At 63.0% G+C, this 22,116-nt stretch carries 18 protein-coding genes and 1 tRNA gene; 8 read left to right on the top strand and 11 right to left on the bottom strand.

Annotation, left to right across the window (positions count from 1 at the left end):
* Positions 1-47 precede the first annotated feature (47 nt).
* From AC13GA_RS03175 to AC13GA_RS03165, 3 genes are all read right to left on the bottom strand, one after another.
* Positions 48-1,025 carry a beta-ketoacyl-ACP synthase III gene (locus tag AC13GA_RS03175; protein WP_046982800.1) on the bottom strand — a complete coding sequence of 326 codons (978 nt, stop codon included), beginning with the start codon at positions 1,023-1,025 and terminating at the stop codon, positions 48-50.
* A gap of 91 nt (positions 1,026-1,116) precedes the next feature.
* Complete coding sequence (gene rpmF, locus AC13GA_RS03170; RefSeq protein WP_004154640.1) at positions 1,117-1,311, bottom strand: 50S ribosomal protein L32; 195 nt, start codon at positions 1,309-1,311, stop codon at positions 1,117-1,119.
* 108 nt (positions 1,312-1,419) lie between these two features.
* Entirely contained in the window at positions 1,420-1,929 is a 510-nt protein-coding gene (locus tag AC13GA_RS03165; protein ID WP_046982801.1) for a YceD family protein, read from the bottom strand.
* Between the two features lie 113 nt (positions 1,930-2,042).
* Between AC13GA_RS03165 and AC13GA_RS03160 the strand changes: the two genes are divergently transcribed.
* Positions 2,043-2,612, top strand: a complete 570-nt coding sequence (locus tag AC13GA_RS03160; protein ID WP_482997503.1) for a Maf family protein — start codon at positions 2,043-2,045, stop codon at positions 2,610-2,612.
* A 96-nt stretch (positions 2,613-2,708) separates the two neighbouring features.
* Here the strand turns inward: AC13GA_RS03160 and AC13GA_RS03155 are convergent, their stop codons facing one another.
* Positions 2,709-4,544, bottom strand: coding sequence for a glycosyltransferase family 39 protein (locus tag AC13GA_RS03155; RefSeq protein ID WP_482997502.1), 1,836 nt, complete (start codon positions 4,542-4,544; stop codon positions 2,709-2,711).
* A 42-nt stretch (positions 4,545-4,586) separates the two neighbouring features.
* On the opposite strand from AC13GA_RS03155, the gene AC13GA_RS03150 reads away from it, so the two are divergent.
* The 4 genes from AC13GA_RS03150 to AC13GA_RS03135 are packed head-to-tail and all read left to right on the top strand — an operon-like array spanning position 4,587 to position 8,953.
* Positions 4,587-5,540: an AAA family ATPase gene (locus tag AC13GA_RS03150; protein ID WP_482997501.1), complete on the top strand. Its 954-nt coding sequence runs from the start codon at positions 4,587-4,589 to the stop codon at positions 5,538-5,540.
* A gap of 32 nt (positions 5,541-5,572) precedes the next feature.
* The gene (locus AC13GA_RS03145) at positions 5,573-6,487 is read left to right on the top strand and encodes a DUF58 domain-containing protein (protein WP_046982845.1); all 915 of its coding nucleotides are present in this window, start codon (positions 5,573-5,575) and stop codon (positions 6,485-6,487) included.
* Positions 6,480-8,429, top strand: coding sequence for a transglutaminase TgpA family protein (locus AC13GA_RS03140; RefSeq protein WP_482997500.1), 1,950 nt, complete (start codon positions 6,480-6,482; stop codon positions 8,427-8,429). The genes AC13GA_RS03145 and AC13GA_RS03140 overlap by 8 nt, the downstream gene beginning before the upstream one ends.
* The gene (locus tag AC13GA_RS03135) at positions 8,426-8,953 is read left to right on the top strand and encodes a Slp family lipoprotein (RefSeq protein WP_008265847.1); all 528 of its coding nucleotides are present in this window, start codon (positions 8,426-8,428) and stop codon (positions 8,951-8,953) included. Before AC13GA_RS03140 ends, AC13GA_RS03135 begins: the two co-directional genes overlap by 4 nt.
* 80 nt (positions 8,954-9,033) lie before the next feature.
* On the opposite strand, the gene AC13GA_RS03130 is transcribed toward AC13GA_RS03135, so the two are convergent.
* The 4 genes from AC13GA_RS03130 to dnaX all read right to left on the bottom strand — a co-directional run bounded on the left by AC13GA_RS03130 (position 9,034) and on the right by dnaX (position 12,575).
* Positions 9,034-9,393, bottom strand: a complete 360-nt coding sequence (locus tag AC13GA_RS03130) for a histidine triad nucleotide-binding protein (protein ID WP_046982806.1) — start codon at positions 9,391-9,393, stop codon at positions 9,034-9,036.
* 67 nt (positions 9,394-9,460) lie between these two features.
* Entirely contained in the window at positions 9,461-10,060 is a 600-nt protein-coding gene (gene recR / locus AC13GA_RS03125) for a recombination mediator RecR (RefSeq protein ID WP_046982807.1), read from the bottom strand.
* Positions 10,061-10,190: 130 nt separating this feature from the next.
* A complete protein-coding gene (locus tag AC13GA_RS03120) occupies positions 10,191-10,511 on the bottom strand; it encodes a YbaB/EbfC family nucleoid-associated protein (protein ID WP_004154630.1) in 321 nt (106 codons plus the stop codon).
* 6 nt (positions 10,512-10,517) lie between these two features.
* Complete coding sequence (gene dnaX / locus AC13GA_RS03115) at positions 10,518-12,575, bottom strand: DNA polymerase III subunit gamma/tau (protein WP_482997694.1); 2,058 nt, start codon at positions 12,573-12,575, stop codon at positions 10,518-10,520.
* A 144-nt stretch (positions 12,576-12,719) separates the two neighbouring features.
* On the opposite strand from dnaX, the gene AC13GA_RS03110 reads away from it, so the two are divergent.
* Positions 12,720-12,812: transfer RNA gene (locus tag AC13GA_RS03110), tRNA-Ser, on the top strand.
* Between the two features lie 84 nt (positions 12,813-12,896).
* The gene (locus AC13GA_RS03105) at positions 12,897-14,405 is read left to right on the top strand and encodes a DUF6538 domain-containing protein (protein WP_482997499.1); all 1,509 of its coding nucleotides are present in this window, start codon (positions 12,897-12,899) and stop codon (positions 14,403-14,405) included.
* A 1,638-nt stretch (positions 14,406-16,043) separates the two neighbouring features.
* Here AC13GA_RS03105 and AC13GA_RS03100 read toward each other — a convergent pair.
* Positions 16,044-17,624, bottom strand: a complete 1,581-nt coding sequence (locus tag AC13GA_RS03100; RefSeq protein ID WP_482997498.1) for a MobA/MobL family protein — start codon at positions 17,622-17,624, stop codon at positions 16,044-16,046.
* Between the two features lie 262 nt (positions 17,625-17,886).
* Between AC13GA_RS03100 and traD the strand changes: the two genes are divergently transcribed.
* Positions 17,887-18,219 (top strand): conjugal transfer protein TraD, encoded by a 333-nt coding sequence (gene traD / locus AC13GA_RS03095; protein WP_227844151.1) that lies wholly within the window; start codon positions 17,887-17,889, stop codon positions 18,217-18,219.
* Positions 18,220-18,282: 63 nt separating this feature from the next.
* Here traD and AC13GA_RS03090 read toward each other — a convergent pair whose 3' ends face one another.
* Together AC13GA_RS03090 and AC13GA_RS03085 are read right to left on the bottom strand one after the other, a co-directional pair.
* Entirely contained in the window at positions 18,283-19,572 is a 1,290-nt protein-coding gene (locus AC13GA_RS03090; RefSeq protein WP_482997497.1) for a hypothetical protein, read from the bottom strand.
* 4 nt (positions 19,573-19,576) lie between these two features.
* Positions 19,577-21,820 (bottom strand): AAA family ATPase, encoded by a 2,244-nt coding sequence (locus AC13GA_RS03085; protein WP_482997496.1) that lies wholly within the window; start codon positions 21,818-21,820, stop codon positions 19,577-19,579.
* Between the last annotated feature and the right edge of the window lie 296 nt (positions 21,821-22,116).

Raw genomic sequence — 22,116 nt, 5'->3', positions numbered from 1 at the left:
CCAGAGGGGCCGTAACGACAGACTTCACGTTGTCGTAACTTGCACTATCAATAGCGCAGCAGGGCCGAACCCCAGGTGAAGCCGCCACCGAAGGCTTCCAGCAGCAGCAGCTGGCCGCGCTCGACCTTGCCCGAACGCACTGCAGCGTCCAGCGCCAGCGGCACTGAGCCGGACGAGGTATTTCCGTGCTGGTCAACCGTGACCACGACCTGCTCCATCGACATGTCCAGGCGCTTGGCCGTGGCTTCGATGATGCGCAGGTTGGCCTGGTGCGGAATCAGCCAATCCAGGTCGGACTTGTCCAGGCCGTTGGCAGCCAGGGTCTCGTCCACGACCGAGTCCAGCGCCTTGACGGCGTACTTGAACACGTCGTTGCCCTTCATGTTGATGGTGCCACCACCGTTGGTGCCGTCCTTGAACCCGGTCGAGACACCCACCGGGTTCCACAACAGCTCCTTCTTGCTGCCATCGGAATGCAGGTGGGTGCTGAGGATGCCTGTCTCTTCGTCGGCCTTGAGCACGACGGCGCCGGCACCATCACCGAACAGCACGCAGGTGGTGCGATCGTTCCAGTCGACCATGCGGGTCAGTGTTTCGGCGCCGATCACCAGCACGTACCGGCAGTCGCCGGAACGGATGAATTTGTCGGCCACGCCCAGCGCGAACACGAAACCCGAACAGGCCGCGTTGACGTCGAAGGCGGGGCATCCGGCCACACCGAGCTTTGCCTGGATCAGGCACGCGGTGGACGGGAAAATAAGGTCAGGGGTGGTCGTACCGACCACGATCATGTCGAGCTGCGAAGCGTCGATGCCGGCCGCTTCAAGCGCGCGCAGCGCGGCGTTGTAGCCGAGATCGCTGGTGGTTTCGCCTTCGGCCGCGATGTGCCGTTCACGAATGCCGGTGCGCGACTGGATCCACTCATCCGAGGTTTCGACCATTTTTTCCAGGTCGGCGTTGGTCAGGACTTTTTCCGGCAAATAGCTGCCGGTGCCCGCGATCCTCGAATAGATCCGCTTGCTCATCATGTTTCCTGTTGCGCAGGCCGCCGATCACCGGCAAGCCCGGGAAAGAAGGCAAAGGCCGCTGCCCGGAGGCAGCGGCCTTCCCGGCACATCAATCTTCTTCGACGGCCGAGGTCTTGGTCTGGATGACCTTCTTGCCGCGGTAGAAACCATCGGCAGTGATGTGGTGACGCAGATGCACTTCGCCGGTGGTCGGGTCGGTCGACAGCTGCTTGGCGCTCAGGGCGTCATGCGCACGGCGCATACCGCGGCGGGACGGGGTGACACGGGATTTCTGGACAGCCATGGGATTGCTCCAAACTCGGTTCGTTTTTGCTTCGTCGTATCGTCGCGCAGGACGCCAGCGCCCAGCACACTTTCGCTTTCGCCGCAGCCGCCGACGACAATCCGGCTGCTATTGTTTCTTCAAGGCCGCCAACGCCGCAAACGGGTTGGCCTTCTTTGTTTCTTCTTCGCTCGGTGCCCAGTCCTTGTCGACTGCTTCACCATCGGGCGACAGCGGTACCACCGGCACCGCCAGCACCAACTCGTCTTCGACCAGGTCCAGCGGACGCAGCTGGCCATCTTCCGGCACCAGCAACGCCTCGTATTCCTCCGGCAAGGACGATTCCTCGTCCTCGTCGCGGATCAGGCCAAGCCTCTGGGTCACCTTCACCGGCAACAGGAATCGCTGCATGCTGCGCTGACAGGTCAGCGGCAACGCGGTGTCGATGGTCAGTTCCACATAGGATACCCGCAAGATGTCGTCGCGACCGAATTCAAGCGAGTAGGCACACTCACCGTCGGTATCGGCGACCAACCCCTGCAGGCGGGTCAATTCAGCCAGGGAGACCTGGCCGTCGAAGCGCCTTCGCGCTACAACCATCCGCCAGGCATCCAGCGTTTCGGGCACGTTCGCGGACATAAGCCGCTGAATACTAAGGATCGGGGCGGCGGCTGTCAAATGCCCGCCATACAGGACTTGCCGCTGGCGTTGCGGACGGGCCAGACTGCCGCGCCCTGCCCCGGTATTGTCGCATGCCGCTGATCCTGGCCTCCACCTCCCGCTACCGCCGTGAACTGCTGCAACGGCTGGGCCTGCCCTTCGACTGCGCACGCCCGGACGTGGATGAAACCCCGCTGGACGGCGAGGCCCCGCTGGCCCTGGCCATGCGACTGGCGGCCGCCAAGGCCGCCGAGGTGGCCGCCCGTCATCCGGGCGCCTGGGTGATCGGCTCGGATCAGGTGGCGGACCTGAACGACCAGCCGCTGGGCAAGCCTGGCACGGTCGAGGCGGCCCGCGCGCAATTGGAGGCAATGTCCGGACACACCGTGCGCTTCCATACCGGCATCAGTCTCACGCGAGACGGAGAATCCTTCACGGCGATCGACCTGACCGAAGTGCGTTTCCGCGCGCTGGGCGAGGACGAGATCGCTCGCTACGTAGCCGCAGAACAGCCACTGGACTGTGCCGGCAGTTTCAAGTGCGAGGGCCTGGGCATCAGCCTGTTCGAGGCGATCGACAACCGCGACCCGACGGCACTGGTGGGCCTGCCGCTGATCGCGCTGTGCGGGCTGCTGCGCAGAGCGGGATTCGCGGTGCCCTGAACTGTAGAGCCGAGCCATGCTCGACTGCATTTCCCTGGCCACCTGCCCTCTGGAACAGAAGCAGTCGAACATGGCTTGACTCTGCAAAAGCCGGACTCAAAGAACCTCGAACGGCTGCTCCTGCCACTCTTCCACGCTGCCATCGTTGCCATGCAGGCGCAGGCCCAGCCAATGCCGGCCCGGTGCCAGAGTGGCGGTATCCAGCGACGCATCGAAGCCCACCGCCGGATGCCGCGGGTCAGTGCTGTCCGGCCAGGTGTGACGTACGTCGAACACACGCCCGTACTGCGCGCTACCGATAGAGCGGCCATCGACCAGCACCTCGACACGCGCCAGGCCGACGCCGTCCTTGAACGCCCAGCCCTTGATGGCAAGCGTGCCCGAAACCTCTTCACCGTTGGATGGCGCATCCAGCCACGCCATCGCCGGGGTCACGCACGGACCCGCCGCGCGCTGTGCCGGCAGGCGGAACAGCAGGAAACGCTGGAAACCATGATCGCTGCTGACCACCCGCGGCGCGGGCAACGGCCCGACCTGCCCGCAGATGGCGTGATAGCGCGCCAGCAGATCGCGGTAACGCTGGTCACTGGGCGACAGCACCAACAGCATCGGCACCGCACGCTCGCCCTCGTGCAGCAACCCCCACTGCGCCAGCTGCGCGGTGCGGCCGTGCTTGTCGTTGAGCGGATGCGGCAGCACCTCGATATCGCCATTGCCGAGCTGGAAGCCCAGTTCGGCCCCGACCTTGAAGTTGCCGGCCAGCACGCGCGTGCCGGCTGGCATCTGCTGCAGCTCATCGCGCACCGCCACCGCCAGCGGCTGCCAACCGGCGAAGTTGCGCGGGTAGTACTTGCTGCCCGCCAGTTGCTCACGCAGCGAAGGCGTGGATGCCATCAGGTAATAACCGAATGCCAGCACCATGCCGGCGCCAGCCAGCCACCAGCCGGTACGGCGCAGCCAGCGCGGCCAGCCGTTGAGCACCACCGGCACCGCCACCAGCAGCGCCAGATAGCCCGGCAGTGGCCAGTGGAAGCTGATCCGCTCGACGTCGGTGAAGAATCCCAGCAGGAAGATGCCAAGCGTTGATACGCCACCGACCAGGCCGAAGTAACGCCATTGCACGCGCGCGCCGCCACCGCTGCGGGTGCCCGCCAACGCCACCTTCCACATCGCGATGCACAGGATCGGCGTAACCAGCATCGGCTGGATCAGCAGGAACAACAGCCCGGCCCATTCGAAAGTCCAGGGATGGCGCTCAACCACCTGGAACTTCAGCCCGGCATCGTGATTGTCCGCATTCCACGCCAGCAGCGGCAGCCAGGCCAGCACGCCCACTGCAAGCGCCACCCATACGCGTGGATCAGCCAGCATGCGCCGTCCCTGCGGCAGCGCCAGCAAGGCAACAAAGCCCACGCCGATGACGCCGATGAAGCGATAGTGGCTGAGCGCACCGATCATCAGGCCCAGCGCCAGCTTCATCGCCGAAGACGCATCGACGTTGTGCAGCAGGCGCGCACCGGCGTGCAGGCAGATCACGGCCGCCAGTGCCATCGGCACGTCCGGCACCGCCAGCAGCCCCAGCGTGGCCGACAACGGCATCAACAGTGTCAGGCTGCCGGCCTGCCATCCGGCAACGTTGCCGAACCAACGCGTGGCGATGCGCGCCACCAGCAGCGGCAGCAATGCACCAATGGCCAGGAACGGCAGGCGCAACGCCAGGACGTGGTGGCCACCGATCTCCACGCCCAGTCGTGCCAGCCATGCAGTCAACCCGGGCAGATCGGAATAGGCGGCCGCCAGATGCTGGCCTTCCTGCCAGTAGAACGCCTCATCGACAAACAGTGGCAGGCGCGCGGCCACCACCAGCTTGGCCGCTGTGACCAGCGTCCATAACCAGAGAAATATCGTTCGTGCGCGCTGTTCGCCTTGCATCGCTCTATGGATAATCGAGTGGATTCCAGAACTGAGACGATCATGCCAGCTTCGTCCCCCAACCCCAGCATGCTAACCGATCAATTGAGACAGGCCCTGCGGGAGGCACAGGATCAGGTGAATGCACTGGTGCTGGGCAAGGTGCCGGAAGTCAGGCTGGCTTTCGTCGCGCTGTTGTCCGGTGGGCACCTGCTGATCGAGGATCTGCCCGGCCTGGGCAAGACCACGCTGGCACATGCACTGGCCAGCAGCCTCGGCCTCAGCTTCCAGCGCGTGCAGTTCACCTCCGACCTGTTGCCCGCCGATGTACTGGGCGTCTCGGTGTATGAAGCGAGCAGCCGCCAGTTCCAGTTCCATCCCGGCCCGGTGTTCACCCACGTGCTGCTGGCCGACGAGATCAACCGCGCGCCACCGCGCACGCAGAGCGCACTGCTGGAGGCAATGGCCGAGCAGCAGGTCACTCTGGATGGACAGACCCATCCGCTGCCCGATCCGTTCTTCGTGATCGCCACGCAGAATCCGGTGGACCTGTCCGGCACCTTCCCGCTGCCGGATTCGCAGCTGGATCGCTTCCTGCTGCGGCTGGCGATGGGTTACCCCAGTGCACAGGCCGAACGCGAACTGCTGCGTGGCACCGACCGCCGCGATCTGATCGCACGCGCCGTACCGAAGCTGGACGATACCCAGGTGCGTGCGCTGCGCGATGCGGTCGGCCAGGTGCATGCCAGCGACGCACTCATCGACTACGTGCAGGCGCTGCTGACCCGCAGCCGCCAGCACGCTGGTGTACGCGTCGGCCTGTCACCGCGTGCAGGCCTGGCCCTGCTGCGTGCGGCCAAGGCGCATGCGCTGATGCTTGGCCGCGGCCATGTAGTGCCCGAAGACGTGCAGACCCTGTTCGTGGCGGTGGCCGGCCACCGGCTGGTGGCGGAGGCGGAATCCAGCTCGGGGCCGGCACTGGCGCGTGCGATCCTGCAGACCGTCGCGGTGGATTGAACGTGGCCACACGCTGGGCACGACTGCAGCTGATGGCCCGGCCGCGCAGGCCAGAAGCCTTGCCGAAGCGACTGGATCGCCATCGCATCTATGTGTTGCCCACCCGCTTCGGCCTGTTCGTTGCCACCTTGCTGGCCGCCATGCTCCTCGGCGCGCTGAACTACAACAACAATCCAGCGCTGCTGCTGGCCCTGCTGCTGGCGGCAGCGGCCATCGCCAGTGCCATTGCCGCGCACCTGCAGCTATCCGGCGTGCAGATCGATGCGATCTCCGCCGAGCCGGTGCCGGCCGGGCAACCGCTGCGCCTGCGCGTGGACCTGTCGCTGCGCGATCCGCGCGCGCGCCATGGCCTGCACCTGCAGCTGGGCGACAGCGAAACCTGGACCTCACTGCCGGCACACGGTCGCGGTGAGGTGGAACTGGAGGTACCGAGCGAACGCCGCGGCTGGCTGGAGCTGCCGCGCATCCGCCTGTCCACCACCCAGCCACTGGGCCTGGTACGGGCGTGGTCGTGGGTGTGGCCGGAACAACCGCTGCTGGTCTATCCACTGGCCGAGACAACCGCACCTGCACTTCCGGAGAGTGGCAACGATCCCCTGCACACGCGTGCCCATGCCAGTGGTGAGGAACTGCATCAGCTGCGGCCCTACCGCGCCGGCGACGCGCCACGCAGCATTTCCTGGAAGCACTCGGCACGCCGCGACAGTCTGCTGGTGCGCGAGTACGAAAAGCCGGCCGGCATCGAAGTGGTGCTGGACTGGCGCATGCTGGCACCGCTGGGCCACGAAGCACGCATCGCGCGGCTGGCGCGCTGGGTCGGCATGGCCGAACGCGAGGGCCGCCGCTACACCCTGCTGCTGCCGGCGCACCCGCCGTTCGGGCCCGGCCAGGGCGCGAACCATCACCACCTGTGCCTGCGCGCGCTGGCGCTGATGCCATATGGCTGATCCCCTCGATCAACTGGATCGCAGCACACGTGCCTGGACGTTGGCCTGTGCGGCGCTGGCCCTGCTGCCACTGCTGCTGCAGTTGCCACCGCTGCTGGCGGTGGTGATCGCGATCGCTGCGATATTGACCGCTGCCCTGTCCTGGCGACGCGTGCTGCCGATGCCGATACGCCTGCTGCTGGTGCTGGGCATGCTCGCCGCCATCGTCTGGCAGATGGGCATGGTGCGCCCGGGGCGCGATACCGGCTGCGCCCTGCTGGCGGCGATGCTGGCGATCAAATCCAGCGAACTGCGCAGCCTGCGTGACGCGCGCAGCCTGCTCGGCTTTGCGCTGTTTGCTCCGTTTGCCGCATTCCTGCTCGACCAGGGACCACTGACCACGACCCTGGCCGCCCTGGCCGGTGTAGGCGCCCTGCTTGCACTGCAACGCCTGGCCCAGGATGAAGGCCATGCCGGCCGCCTGCCGTTGCGTGGGCAGCTGCGCAGTGTCGGTCGTCTGCTGGCGATCGGCCTGCCGCTGGCACTGGCCAGCTTCTGGCTGTTCCCGCGCCTGGCAACGCCGCTGTGGGGTGTTCCCGAACGTGCCGTCGGCACGCCGGGGCTGTCCGACAGCATGGAACCCGGCCAATGGCTGGACCTGATGGCCGACGACACCCCGGCGCTGCGTGTGCAGTTCTTCGGTGCCGTACCCGAGCCGACGCAACGCTACTGGCGTGGCCCGGTGCTGACTGCCTTCGATGGCCGGCGCTGGACGCGCGACCGCGCCAGCGCACGGCGACCTGCGGCAGTCGTCGTTGCCGGTGTGCAGGGCTGGGACTACCAGATCGACTACGAGCCCACCGACCGCCGTCAGCTGGTGGCGCTGGACCTGCCCAGCCGCGCCCCTGCCGGCAGCACGCTGGACGCGGACATGAGCCTGAGCAGCGAGCGCTCGCTGGCCTCGCTGAGCCGCTGGCGACTGCATTCGGCACCACCACAGCACTTCGACAGCACGCTCTCGCCCTACCTCCGGCGCGCGACGCTGCAGCTGCCCGCCGGCTTCAATCCACGCACGGCAACCCTCGCCCAGCAATGGCGGCAGGACGCCGGTGGCGATGACGAAGCCATCGTCCGCCGCGCGCTGCAATGGATCACCACCGATTTCTCCTACACGCTGGAAACGCCCCCGGCAGGACGCGATCCGGTCGACGAGTTCCTGTTCGGCTACAAAGCCGGGTTCTGTGAACACTTCAGCGCCGCCTTCGTGGTGCTGATGCGCGGCGCCGGCGTTCCGGCACGCGTGGTGACCGGCTTCGCCGGCGGCACCCGCAACCGCCTTGGCGACTACTGGATCGTACGGCGGATGGACGCCCACGCCTGGGCCGAGGTATGGCTGCCGCAACGTGGCTGGGTGCGCGTCGATCCCACCGCTGCCGTCGCCCCCGAACGTATTCTCGACACCCTCGACGACCGCCTGCAGGCCGGCACGGACAGCCCGCTGCAACAGCGCTGGCTGCAACTGGGGCAGATGGGCGACTGGCTGCGCCGCGGCTGGAACGATCTGGTGCTGTCCTTCGATGCCCGCCGCCAGCAGCAGCTGCTCAAGCCGCTCGGGCTGGATGACCTGGGACCGGCACAACTGATAGCCGGCTTCGTGACGGCTGCGTTGATGGCACTGGCGTGGATGGCCTGGCTGCTGGCCCGCGGCGAACACGAACGTGATCCGCTGTTGCGCGCCTGGCACCGGCTGGGCCGCCGCTACGCCCGCCTCGGCCTGGCCCGCGAACCGCATGAAACCGCACAGGACTGGGCGCGTCGGGTACATGCCCGCCGCCCCGATCCTGCACTGCTGGCGCTCAGCCAGCGTTTCGACGACGCGCGCTACGCTGGAACTTGCACCGACCTCGCTTCATTATTGCGGGACCTGCGCAGGCATCGCCCGACTTCCGGAGCCTCCCCATGAACACCAAGTTCCTCCTCACCGCTGTGGCCACGCTGGCCCTGTCGGCCTGCGCCACGGCCCCCAAGCCGCTGCAGGGACAGTTCAGCCTGGTCTCCCCGCGCGACTCGGTCGCCACCCAGCAGGTCGGCACGCCCGTCCGTTGGGGCGGCCGCATCATCGAAACCAAGCCCGGCCAGGGCGAGACCTGCTTCCAGATGATCTCGCGCCCGCTCAACGCCAGTGGCCGCCCGAACACCACCTCGTCCGACGCCAGCGACGGCCGCTTCATCGCCTGCCGTGCCGGCTTCTACGACCCGGCCGTGTTCGAAGCCGGCCGTGACGTGACCTTCATCGGCAAGATCGACGGCTACCAGAACACCCGCATCGGCGACTATGACTACCGCCTGCCGAAGCTGTCGGCCGATGTGATCTACCTGTGGCCGGAACAGCGCCAGGTCGATGTGGTGCCCTATCCCTACGGCCCGTGGGGCCCGGGCCCGTATGGCCCGTACTGGGGTGGCTATGGACGCTGGGGCTGGTGGTGATCGTCACCGCACAGGCATGACGGAAAAGGCCGCCCTCGGGCGGCCTTTTTTCATCCACGCATGGCATGGATGACCTGCGCTCAACGCCCCGGCGTACCGAAATGCCCCAGCTGCCCACCGGCCAGCAGGTGCATGTGGATATGGAACACAGTCTGCCCGGCGTCCTCACGGCAGTTCATCACGATGCGGTAGCCGTCCCGTGCGAAGCCTTCGCGGCGCGCATACTCGGCAGCGGCCAGCGCCAGTTTGCCGATCAGGTGCGCCTGCGACGGCTGCAGGTCGTCCAGGGTCGGGATGATCTCGTTCTTCGGAATGAACAGCACGTGCACCGGCGCCTGCGGTGCGATGTCCTTGAAGCCCAGCACCTCGTCATCCTCGTAGACGATGGTGGCCGGGATCTCGCGACGGATGATCTTGCTGAAGAGGGTTTCGTTGCTCATGGTCAGCCTCGGCGGGAATGTCTCCCGCATTGTAGGCCGGCCGCGCCGGACGATGCCCGGCCAGCGCTCAATCGCGGAACTCGCTGCGCGTCCCGAACGCGTGCGACAGCGTGCCGCGATCGACGTATTCCAGTTCACCACCCAGCGGCAGCCCCTGCGCCAAACGGCTCGGCTGAACCTTTCGTGCGCGCGCCAGCTGCGCCAGGTAATGCGCGGTGGCCTCGCCCTCGACGGTGGCACTGGTGGCGATGATCAGCTCCCGTACCTCGCCTTCGGCCAGCCGCCGCTCCAGCTGCTCCAGGCCCAGCTCGCGCGGGCCGATGCCATCCAGCGGCGAAAGCCGCCCCTGCAGCACGAAGTACACGCCACGGAAACCGGTAGCGTTCTCGATCGCCAGGCGGTCGGCCGGCGATTCCACCACGCACAGCTGGCTGCGCTCGCGGCTGCCGTTGGCGCAGGTCGGGCACAGCTCGGTTTCACTGAAATCGCGGCACTGTGCGCAATGGCCGATGCGCTCCACCGCCAGCGACAACGCTTCAGCCAGGCGCTGGCCACCTTCGCGCTCGCGCTCGAGCAGGTGGTAGGCCATCCGCTGCGCGGTCTTCTGGCCAACGCCAGGCAGCACCCGCAGTGCGTCGATCAATTGTTCAAGCAGGGGTGCGGACACGGCAGGGTGCTTCGATCGTGCCGGGCATGCCCGACGGGTATGTGTAGAGTCGAGCTTGCTCGACTGCTGCAGACAGTCGAGCAAGCTCGACTCTGCGGGGTACCCGCAACAACAGGCACCCCGCTGAAGATCAGAACGGCAGCTTCATGCCTGGCGGCAGCTGCATGCCGGCGGTGGCCGACCCCATCTTCGACTTCGACTCGGCATCGATCTTGTTCGAGGCGTCGTTGAAAGCGGCGGCGATCAGGTCTTCCAGCATCTCCGGGTCGCTGGCCAGCGACGGGTCGATACGCACCTTGCGGCATTCCTTGGCGCCGGTCAGGGTCACGCTGACCATGCCGCCACCGGCGCTGCCGGTCACTTCGATCTTGGCGATTTCTTCCTGGGCCTTCTGCAGGTTTTCCTGCATCTTCTGGGCCTGCTGCATCAGTTGGGCGATGTTGCCGCGCATAGTGTCTTACTCGTCAAAAGAACGGATGGAATCGGAAACAACCCGGGCACCGTGCTGTTGGATCAGCACCTGCACTTCCGGATCGTCCATGAAAACAGCCTCTGCCACCTGCTGCCGCTCGCCACGCTGGCGATCGGCACGCTGGTGCAGGGTCTCGGCCGGAACGTGTTCGGTTTCCACGGTCTCGACCACGATCTTCGGCGCCTGGCCGAGGGCCTTCTCCAGCATCTCGCCCAGCGCAGCCAGCGCGCGCTCCGAGCGCAGGTATTCAAATCCGGGCGAAAGGCCCAGTTTCAAGGTCCCGTGCTGGCAGCTGATGAACGCGGCATTGGCGGCCAACTGCCTCGATGGGCCACTGAGGCCACTGTTGGCGACCAGGTCCAGCCAGTCCTCGGCGCTGGCCAGATCGCTGACACCTTCCAGCGGCGGGGCATCACGCGCCGGCCCCGGCGGTTCGGCCGGCGCGATGGCAATGCCTTCGGCGCGGAACGGACGTTCGGGCTGCGCAGGCTCGCTGGGGACCGCGACGGGAGCCGGCGGCTCATGCCAGGGCGCGACCATCGCCGCATCCGGACCAGCCATCTCGGCCGCCAGCGCCTCGTCACGCGCCCCGGTTTCGTCGGTGGCCCACGGCGGCAGGTCATCCCCCGCATCTGCTTCAGCGGACGGCGGCGCCGCTGCTTCGGCCGTTACCGGCGGCGGCGACACGAGCTCTTCCACTGGAACCGGCTCGGGTTCCGGCGTCGGATCCGGCTCCGGTTGCGGGGCCGGCTCAGGTTCGGGTTCAGGCTCGCGCGGCGCGGCCTGCGCCGGAGCGGCCAACTGCGCCACCACGGCCGGGCTTGCCGAAGCGGCGGCAGTCGCCGGCGTCGCTTCATGGGTACCCGCACCGGTGCCGCCACCGGCAGCATTGCCGCCCGACGCATTGCCTGCACCGTCCACCGACTTCGGCACCGGCGGGACCGCCGCGGCCGGGCGGAACGCCAGCATGCGCAGCACGGCCATTTCGAAGCCGGCGCGCGGGCTCGGCGCCAGCGGCAGGTCGCGACGACCATTCAAGGCCATCTGGTACCAGAGCTGCACCACTTCCGGGCGTAGGCGTTCGGCAAAGGCTGTCGCGTCCAGGCCTTCGGCGGCAGCCGCAGCGCCCGGCACCAGCTGCTGCACCTGGATGCGATGCAGGCCTTCGGCCAGCGCTTCCAGCACGCCACTCCAGTCCGGCGAGAATTCGGCCAGCGCGGCAACCACCTGCAACAGGCGCTGGCCATCGCCCTCGGCCAGTGCGTCGAGCATCGCCGCCACCTGGGTGCGATCAACCGTGCCCAGCATGGTGCGCACCACATCCTCGCGCAGCGCGCCGCCGGCATAGGCAATCGCCTGGTCCAACAGCGACAGGCCATCACGCAGGCTGCCGTCGGCGGCCTTGGCCAGCTGCACGATGGCGCTGCCGTCAGCCTCGATCTCTTCGGCGGCAAGGATGCGGGTCATCTGGCCCTGGATCTGATCCTCGTCCAGTCGCTTGAGGTTGAACTGCAGGCAGCGGCTGAGGACGGTGACCGGCAGCTTCTGCGGGTCGGTGGTGGCCAACAGGAACTTCACGTGTTCCGGCGGCTCTTCCAGCGTCTTCAGCAGCGCGTTGAACGCCGCCTTGGACAGCATGTGCACTTCGTCGATCAGGTAGACCTTGTACTTGCCACGCGAAGGCATGTACTGCGCGTTCTCGATCACCTCGCGCACGTCATCCACACCGGTGTTGGACGCGGCGTCGATTTCCAGCAGGTCGATGTAGCGCCCGGCGTCGATGTCCAGGCAGGCCGCGCACTGGCCGCACGGATCGGCGCTGGTGCCCTGCTCGCAGTTCAGCGACTTGGCGAAGATGCGCGCGATGGTGGTCTTGCCCACGCCGCGGGTGCCGGTGAACAGGAACGCGTGGTGGACCCGGCCGCTGTCCAGCGCGTTGCTGAGCGCACGGACCACGTGTTCCTGGCCCACCAGCTCGGCAAAACGCTTCGGACGCCACTTGCGGGCAAGGACGAGATAGGACATCAGGCCACCGTTTTCCATCGGATGTTCCATTGTGCCATGCCTGTCCAGCCCCCTCGCCTCCGGCGCGTCCTTCGCAGGTTCCTGACTGGGGTGCTTGTGAAGTGCCGCGCAGCCCGCTAGAATCTGCGCCCCTGCTGAGGCGTTTGCCGATGGCAGGGATCCGGAGAGGTGTCCGAGTGGTTGAAGGAGCACGCCTGGAAAGTGTGTAAGCGTCTAAACCGCGCTTCGGGGGTTCGAATCCCCCTCTCTCCGCCAGATTACGCAAACCCCTGAGAGATCAGGGGTTTTTGCTTTTCTGGGGTGCCCCTCGGCGGGACACAAATCGGGACACATCTCTCGATGCGCATCCCCCATCACCTCACCCGCTCTCCCACCGGCCTTTGGGCTTTCCGGCAACGCGTCCCTATCGACCTTCAAGGCGTGGTTGGCCGACGCGTCTTCAAGCGCACATTGCGCACCCGCGACCTGCCAACGGCCAGGCTGCGCGCACTGGCCCTGGCTGCGGGCTATGCTCAGGCCTTCGATGTGTTGAGGGACCAACGCGTGGACAAGCTGAGCAAGCGCGAGGCCGATGAACTGATCGCCCGCCTGACCCAATCCGACAACCTGAAGGAATTGATCCTCCACCGGTCCCGCGCCGCCGATGGCACGGTCACCGAGCGCTGGCAGATCGACAACGAGGAAGACCTGCGGCTTTTCCAGAAGATGCAACGCCAGGGCGCAGACCCTTTGCTGGACGCCGTCAACGGCGCCCCCTCCCCCGCCCCGGCACCAGTCCCGAAGTCAAAGCTGACCCCCATCACCCTCGAAGACGCCTGCGATGCTTGGCTGGCCACGCTCAAGGGCAACACGCTGCCCAAGACCTGGACGATCAAGCGCACGGCGATCGTGTCTCTGGTCAGCTTCCTCGGGAGCAAGATCAAGCTCCACACGCTGACGCGCACGGACTTGGCCCGCTGGTATCAGCACATGCGCGAAGAGGGCGCCTCAACCCCCACCCTGACCAACAAGCAGTCTTACATTGGCGGCAAAGGCGGCTTCTTCGAGTGGGCCATGGCCTCGGGCTACTACCCCAGGGGCGACAATGTTGCCGCTGGGCATGTCAGCTACTCCATCCGAGAGAAGCGAGCTCGGCGAAAGTTCGGTTTCAAGCCTTACGACACCCACCAAGTCCAAGCCCTCTTTGCGCCAGCCGCCTTCGAGCGACTGGCGCTTTCGGCCCGCTGGGCGGCGGTCATCGGTCTTTACACAGGCGCTCGCGCCGCCGAGGTGGGCCAACTGCTTCCCAGCGATGTCACCGAAGAGGCGGGATTGCTCTGCATCCACATGTCCGATGAAGGGGAGCACCAGAAGCTCAAATCCGATGCCAGCATCCGGACCGTCCCTGTTCACCCTGATCTGCTGACCCTCGGGTTCAAGGAATGGGTTGAGGGGTTAAGGGCGGCAGAGGCAAAGCGGCTGTTCCCGGCCGCCAAACCGGATGCCAAGAACGGCGCCGGCAATTGGATCACCAAGGCGTTCGGCCGCCACCTGGAAGCCGTGGGCAAGAACTGGACGCCCGGCAAGCGCGGCTTCCATTCGCTCCGGAAAACCGTCATTCAGTCGCTTCAAGGAGCGGGCGTACCGTCCGAGCTGCGGGCCCAGGTGGTGGGACACGAATTGGACGACGAGCACCACGCCACCTATAGCCGCGAATTCACCGCCCAAGAGAAGCTGCATGGGCCTGGAAAGAACACCCCCGGATTGGCGGTGCTGGATTTTGGCTTGAACCTGCCTGCGCTGCGCGCCCTTCTGAACGATCCAACACCCAGGAAGCGCGGAGTGAGAAGGTCATTACTAAGCAGCTAGACGAACACATATCACAAGGAGGAAGATTTGCATGAAAGTCGAAATACTATCCATCTCCTCTCGCGGAGATCATCAGCAAGAGTATGTAACGCTGAAGGTTCTGGAAGACTGCGATGTAGGCACGCATGTGCTAAGCGACACCACCTACACATCGGACCATAAAGTTTCATCGAAGTTGAGACACATGTTCTGGATCCCAGACAAGGAGGTGAAAGCCGGCGATTTCGTTCAAATCCACACGAGACCCGGATTGACCACCGAGTTTTCGAACAAAGCTGGCACGACAACGCATGTTTTCTTCTGGGGACTTAGGTCTGCAGTCTGGAACGACGATGGAGACTGCGCCGTTCTTATGGAAATTTCGCGATGGATCCACAAAGCGACGAACTAACTCCAACCTGACAGAACAATGAGCAAGGAGAGCACATGTCTACAGCGTCAGCGAGCCGAGCCAAAAGATCCAGCGCAAAACTGAAGGACGGAGAGGCTAAAAATATTCTTAGGAAATGGCCCATTCAGACGCGCAACTACTGGCCACCACCCAACAAGACCGGACACTGGATACGAGCTCAGCCCAAAGTCGCTGGCTCACGCGCCACTGCGCCTAGGCTACATGCCCCGGGCGCCAGTCTCTTTAAGACGCAACCCGATGGGCTGTGGATAAATGTCAACTGGGGCGAGCACAAGTACTGCGACGTGGTAGCAATCGAGGTGTGTGGAACCGCCTCCAATCTGAACGACAAGAGATCGCGTTACTCTCCCTCAACCCACAGCCTTCTCATTACGTTTAATGAAGAGTGGCTTAAAAAAGACTTCACCACTCAGGGTGGCGGCAAAAAGACATACAAGAAAGCACTGAAAATACCGTCTGACGCTCCAAGCGGCGACTTCTCACTCCCGGTTCGCCATTTGCGCGTCCTATATGCCCTACCGAACGAGCTCTACGATATTTGGTGCTCACAGCATTGCCCCACCGGCTATGAATTCTTTTGCCCTCACACGTCTCTAGCATCGCATAGTTCGCCGTCTTTCATCCGCTTCCTACGCCAGATGTCCATTGCAAGTCAGTTTTACAAGAAGTCATAGCCTCCACTTTCAACCAGTTCAATGCGCCTCTAACACTCCTTACTTGGATGAGATTTGGCTGCTACTGAAACTTACGAGCCTGATCAAAATCGGCTTTTGTGAAAGGAGGCGCAAAATCCTGGCTTGCCACCCGGGGCGATGGTGCTTTGATGAGCGCACCACCTCGGCTCAAAGGAGCTTTAACCATGTTCTCTCACCCACAGTTCCAAATCGCCAGCCAACTGCTTATCGGGCTCATGTCCCAAGGCTCCTCTCGCCAATTGAGCGATCGCGTCGAAGACGTGAGGCACGCCTTGGACGTGTCCGCCGAACTGATTCGACAGTGGGAGGAGGACCAACCACGGGGTGCCAAGTTCACTCCGCCCAATCCAGCCCCCCAAACCCGCACACGTGAAGCCGTGGTAGACCGCACTTTCATCCCGACAGACGAATGGCGGCGGAGCCGCGCCAAGAAGAGTGCGCCACCTTCAGTCTTGCGGAACTCGGGGCCTTCTGTTCATTGAAGGATGCCACCTGAAACGAGAGGAGCCCCGCCAGGCGGGGCTCGTTGCTTTAGTGCAACCGGGGGCGCCGTGGAATGGCGGATGGCTGGGACGCGTCCGACGTGACGGGCCGCTCCTGGAAGTCCGACTGCGCCTCCCGGGTCGGCTCGGCTCGAACAGAGCAACGTTCCAAGACAGCCACGCTCGCGGCCTCCAAGCACTCCTCGCGCAAGCGTAGGTCTTCGGCCAAGATCGCCTCTTGCTCCGGGGTTGCGGCAGCTTGGGCTGCAGCCAACTCAGCAGACCGCTGCTCCAGAGCTGCCAACCGGCGGCCGCGACGCCTGGCCCACTCACGAGCCGTCCAAGACACCCCGGGTTCCGGGTGGTTCGCCACGAAGTCGTCCCACGCCTGTTCAGCCATGTGCCGCAATCGGATCGCACGGCGCACAGCTTTAAGACGCTTGGGGAAACGGACCAATTCTGCTGCAAATCGCTTCAAGCCCAGCAGCAGCCCGTTGAGCGCCGAACGATGCTCCTTGCACTCTTCGGGAACGACTTCTCCGCTCGCCAGTGCACTGACCGCTTTCAGCGTGGAATGGAGCGCATGGCCAGCCAATTCATCCCTGAGCGTGTTGCCTTGGCGAACCACCTCAATCCGGATGGCCTCCACCGAGGGGGCCTCCCTGGGAACACCCTCGGTGCTGCCATCGGAGCGCCTCTCGCCGATGGCTTTGCCCAACCCGTGCGATACAACGATCTGACCATCGGAGAAGGCAAGCGTCTGATCGATTGTCGAGCGCTTTGCCTCGCGGTGGGCCTGCGCTTCACTGTGCCCCTCAGGCGCCGCGGCCCGGCTTTCCTGTTCAAACCGGGCTAGCACTTCATCGAAGGCGTGTTGGTTCGCCTCCTGAATGGACCTGTTCCTCTCCCCTAGCTCTGAGTACTCCCCTCGGCGCTCGATGGCTGACGCGTCTTTTCCCAGGTGACGCGTGGGAGCCCTCGATAGCACTGCGGCGGCCACGAGGTCCCCGCGCGCGAGCGCCTCGTCGGACTGGGCCTTCAGACTGCGGTGATCCACGCGAACGTCCAGGTTTGCCGCTTCCAGATGCGCATTCGTCGTCGCGGCCACCAGTTCCCTGATCCACTCGACCTCGGCCCGGCCTGCAGGACCTCCGTCGAGCTCTCGGGTTTTGTCCAGGAAGCCGTCAGGGCCAAGCCGGCGGGTGGTTGCCAGAATGTGGACATGCCAATTCATGCCTCCTTTGCTGCCGGGACTGTGGATGCTAGCTTGTGCAGCAAAGCCGTAGCGGTCCACCAAGGCCCGCGCCACTGCGAGGGCAAGAGACGATCGCTGGTCATCGTCCAACTCGTGGGGCAGCGCAAACTCGAACTCCCGTGCGATGGTGGAATCCTTGCGGCGTTCCGCGGCCTCGGCCTCCGTCCAAAGCGAGGCAGGCACCAGGGCCCAACCTGGTGCGTCGTCGGGAATGATGCAGCGTGATTCAACCACGCCGTCTCGCCGACGGTAGTCGTGGCGCTGCCCGGTGCGCGTATCTTCGAGAAGAAGTCCGGCACGGTAGGCGGCTGCCGCGACGGACGAGTGCCCCTTGGCTCGGCTGAAGGTTTTGACGTTGGCGTGGTAGATGGCCATGCGGCTCCAAAGCAGTGGATGTGGCTTTGTTTATGCCGTGGCTTTGGATTTTCGCAAGCGCTGGAAGCGATTGGGGTTCAAGGGGCGAAGCCCTTTGCGCACGCGTTCCCCAGGAACGCCTAGGTGCGCTCTTGCTCCTGTCTTTCAAGCTCTGATTTTCAGACCGTGTCGATCTTGAAGAAGCAGATCATTTACAAGTGCTCAAGAACTTGACGCGAGCCATTTCTTTGTTTGACTCGTAAACACGCCCAGGAGAAATGCAATGACCGAGCCAACGCACTATCATCTTAGAATCCAAAGAGCCACAGAGCGGTTGGCGCAGCTGCAAGCCAGGGAGCTTCTGTCGAGTCAGCGACAAGCTGCAAGGGCAAAAGCAACTCAGCGACGGGAAGAGGCCAAGCGACGATTGCGACTGGCAGACCTCGTGTTCATGGCCGGCGCAGAAACGCTGGACGATAGGGAACTTCTTGGTGCCCTATTGAGTTATGTGGAAAACCGCAGCAACCAGGATCTATGCGACCAAGCATGTTCGCGCGGCACCGCGCGACTCGCGATGCTCTCGGCCGCGACGGAGGGAGGCGCAACCAAGCATTGACCAGAGCTACCCAAATGAATGTGACGGGCTCGAACGCTGGGGCCTGACGAAGGCAACCCTGCTTTAGATGCTTTCCTGACTGACGGGAGCCTCACTACTCTCATCATCAAAATTCTCTATGGCGCCCGGCATGCTGGCATAGCCGTTGAGGTATCTTTCGTAGGGACCGGTGTAGCCAATCTCCCTAAAGACCACCTGCGACAACAGCTCACGGACAAACAATATTCTGGGCCAAGCATCTTGTCCTTTGCCACCCCCACTGTGGACAAGAGCATTTCGGAGCCTGCATAGATCCACGAACGCTTCGTCTGTGAATACGGTTGATGGAAGCTGATAATGATCGCGCAGGGAAGACAGCTTATAGGAAAGAGGCCGTCCATTTGCCAATTCAATCCGCTGCGTCAAAACGGCTGTCTCTGCTGGATCGAAACCAGCCTCATCAATGATCGAGACAAGCCTTTTACGAACAGGGCGATATTTCTCCTTCTCCATCAGCGTTGTTTTTGCTTTAGGGACTACACGCTCACAGAGCGTCTCTACCGCGGTCATCGACATCAAGAATCGAGCCTCATGAAAAGGCGTGTCGACGTGAAGCCAGCCCACCACGGTCCACAATGCGTCCTTGAAGGCCGCCCCCTGTTCAAACCTCTTCACTAGGGCTTCCACGAATGGGCCACGATTCATGAAGTGAATCGGCGAAAGACTTCCACCGAAGCCCTCCCCTTCAAAGTAGGTGCACTCCCAGCGATCTCCACGGTAAACCTCCAACAGAGGCGTTTGAAGCCGCTTTCCACTAGCAAAAGCTAACCCTTGGTGTAAGAAGGTCAACATTTCGTCGGCTCGCTGAGACCAATCGGCAAGGTTGGTTGCTTGGTCCGCGTATATCGCCGCGAATCCAGATGCGTCATCCCGACCTACGCCTTTTACACCTCCACGCACCTCGATCTTACCCAAACTGCTTTCGACGGGCCGAACTGGCATTGACTTGAAACCGCGAAACCATAGTCTTGTGGCGGGAAAATCTGAAGGTCTTTTCGCTTTGCGAGAGAGCTTGGCGGAACGGGCAGAGATTGATACGTGGCAGCCACCTGAACCTGTGTGAATCCCACTCACGTCTACCGAATCTGAAAAGAACACCTCTCCCGAATGACCACTTCCCTCAAGCGTCAAGCTTTCGCCAGCCGATCCAGGCTCCCCCATAGCCGAATGAAGATCCAGTGCCAACTGGAGTGGAGGCGACAGAAGCTCAATTTTCAGCCGAAGGTCCAGGCTGAGGACCGCCTGGAACGTTACATCAAACGTCCTACCACTAAGTGCAAGACGGCCTTGAAACACTAGGACCTCGTCTTCCATATGCTTAGGCCTCCTGTGCAAGCCCTTGGACCGCATCAGCTCCCATGTTGGCAGCGTAGTGTTCTGGGAAGCCCGCAGCACCAAAGACGGCCTTGAACTTATCGAAGTAGTAGTTCAAGTCGTAGTGATTGAAATCCATCACGGTGATGTTGATGCCATCCCTGTGAGAACCCCTGTCCAGGAAGCGCGCCAACGGCGTAAAGGACCCATCGGCGGCAGCAACCTTCTTCAGAGCTTCTTTGAACTTCCCTTCTTGGTGGGTGAACCAGAAAAAGTGCTCGAGGATGCATCGCATGGCATTGGGAACCATGATCGCCGGCGTATTGGAATCGCGTGCATCTCGAAGAACCTGCCACAATGCCTGGTAGTCGTTCATCATCTCCGAAGCCCTCATTGGGACCACCTTCGTATGTTCTGACTTCACCACACGGAGCAGTTGGCAGCGCTTATCCTGGTTCGCCAACTCTGGACCCACTGTCTGCCGGAGCATTTCATGTAGGAAGAAGAGGTTGTGGGTCAGCACCATCACCTGACGCAATCGCGGCACGCCCTCGGGCGGCTTGATGAGTTCTTCTTGGATGATGGAAGCAATGTCGAACACGAAGTTGTGCGACAGACTGGAAATCGGGTCATCGATAACGGCAATCGTTCTACCTAGATCCACCGGACCTGAATCTGCCTCGTCAGAGCCCTTCAGGCGCTCGAGAAAGTAGAGGAACGAGATGAGTGTCTTCTCGCCCTCACTGAGCGAAGCCATGTCGCCCTCTGCCTGCCCAGGACGGCTCAAGCAATATAGGTGCCCCTCTCCTTTACTTGAGATGGAGTAGGAGGTGACACCCATGCCCGCAAGACGCGCATTGATCTTTTCGACTGCTGCCCCCACACCTGTTTGGAGCTGACCCAGCTCCTTAAGGCGCTCAGTGATGTCGCCCAAGCTCTTTTCAATGGCGGTCTTCTCGGCACGTTCTGCCGTCAGGGCCTCCACCAATGGGGCCTTGCTCGCTTTATACGCTTCATAGACAGGAGCTCGCTCGCGACGCATCACCTGCCAAAACATCGTTCGGACACGCCCTTTTTCAGCTGCGCGATCAGCGATTCTTGCGTTGAATTCGGTGATTCGCTGGTTGATGGCGCCAATGGCGCCCGTCATCGGCTCAATGTCGCTTGTCGCAACGTCATACGGCTCTGCTGGCTTGTCGACCTTGAATTTCATCAACGCACTGTTCGCTCTGAGCCTTGCAAGCAGCAGTTCCCAGGCCTGAGACAAGGCCGCATCCTTCTGTGCAAAAGGGTGCTTAAAGACCTGGGCTACCGACACCTCTATCTGTTCGACAGCCACTTCATAGCGTTCAGCTAGCAACTTTACTTGGTCGACACGGGCTTGTCTGTCTCCGTCAAGAAGCTTGGCCAAGTCCTCGGCAAAGTTCTTCGGCAGCTTTTCCTGACAGAAGGGGCAGTTGTCACCATGTGGGATGTCGCGCCCCTGCCCGACCCAGTCGCTGTTCCCCCACTTCTCAATCAAAGGGGCCAGCCGACTAGCGGAAGAGACCACAATCCTCTCAGCCCAGATCGGATGCGACTCGATTACCGCAAGACCTGAAAAGTCAACCGAGACCCTTCCCTGAGAAGTTTCGGTGCTGGTTGCGTCGGCTAGGCGCTCTTGTAGACGATCCAAGCCATCGAGCTCGACATCGTCGGCCACAGCATACTTGTCGAGTTCTTCGAAGAACTTCTTGCGGTCGCTGTGCCACCCGTTCAACAGGTCGCGAAACGGGGGCTTATTGTAGTCACTGTGGGCCTTCCACGCCCCGGTTATGGCTGCTTCCTGGACGTTCTTGCCAGCCTCAATCGACTGCTCGATCTTCTTCTTGACCGCTTCAAGCTGCGACTCAAGGGCTTCAGCCTCGACCTTCTTTCCTTCGATCTCAGCCTGGGCTTCAGCATCCAAGGCACCTATGGTGAAGATGCCAGGAACCCCTTCTGCCGTCCGGATCACCTTGTCTACGAACCGCTGGTTGTAGACAAGCACTCGATAGGCAGCGTTGTTGGACGTGTGCATCTGGCAGTGAGAGAACTTCTCATCGCCGCCGCTCACCCCCTGAATGACCTCGCCGATGGCACTCTTTCCTGCCCCGTTAGTTCCATACAGGAACACTGGCTTTGGAGGCGTTCCAGGCTCAAAACTGATGGGTAGAGCAACAGTAGGATGGAAACTCTTGTATCGATGAATCGACAGACCGGTAATCAAGGTGCCCCCTTGGCAGCTCGCTCACAGACGAAGCCCACACTGATTCTAATGATGGGACAAAAGGTCAGGCATCCCTAACCGAGCCCTTAGGTTTGGCCAGGGTCTACTGGCAACAAGAAGCTGTCCTCAAGAACAAACCTGCTGACAGGCCACCCATTCAAACTAACATGTCCGCATGCCATTTACCATTCGTTCAGCATGGCGTAACGGCTTTGAAGCACCGATTGTTAGGCAATTAACTGCAAACAGTACGGAATTGACTGCGATAAATCGAAGTAAATTTCGAGAAAACCCCT

It is taken from the genome of Stenotrophomonas sp. 22DLJC03 (assembly GCF_056861405.1).
The sequence above is the reverse complement of the archived record's forward strand: the minus strand, read 5'-3'. Positions and strand labels throughout refer to the sequence as shown.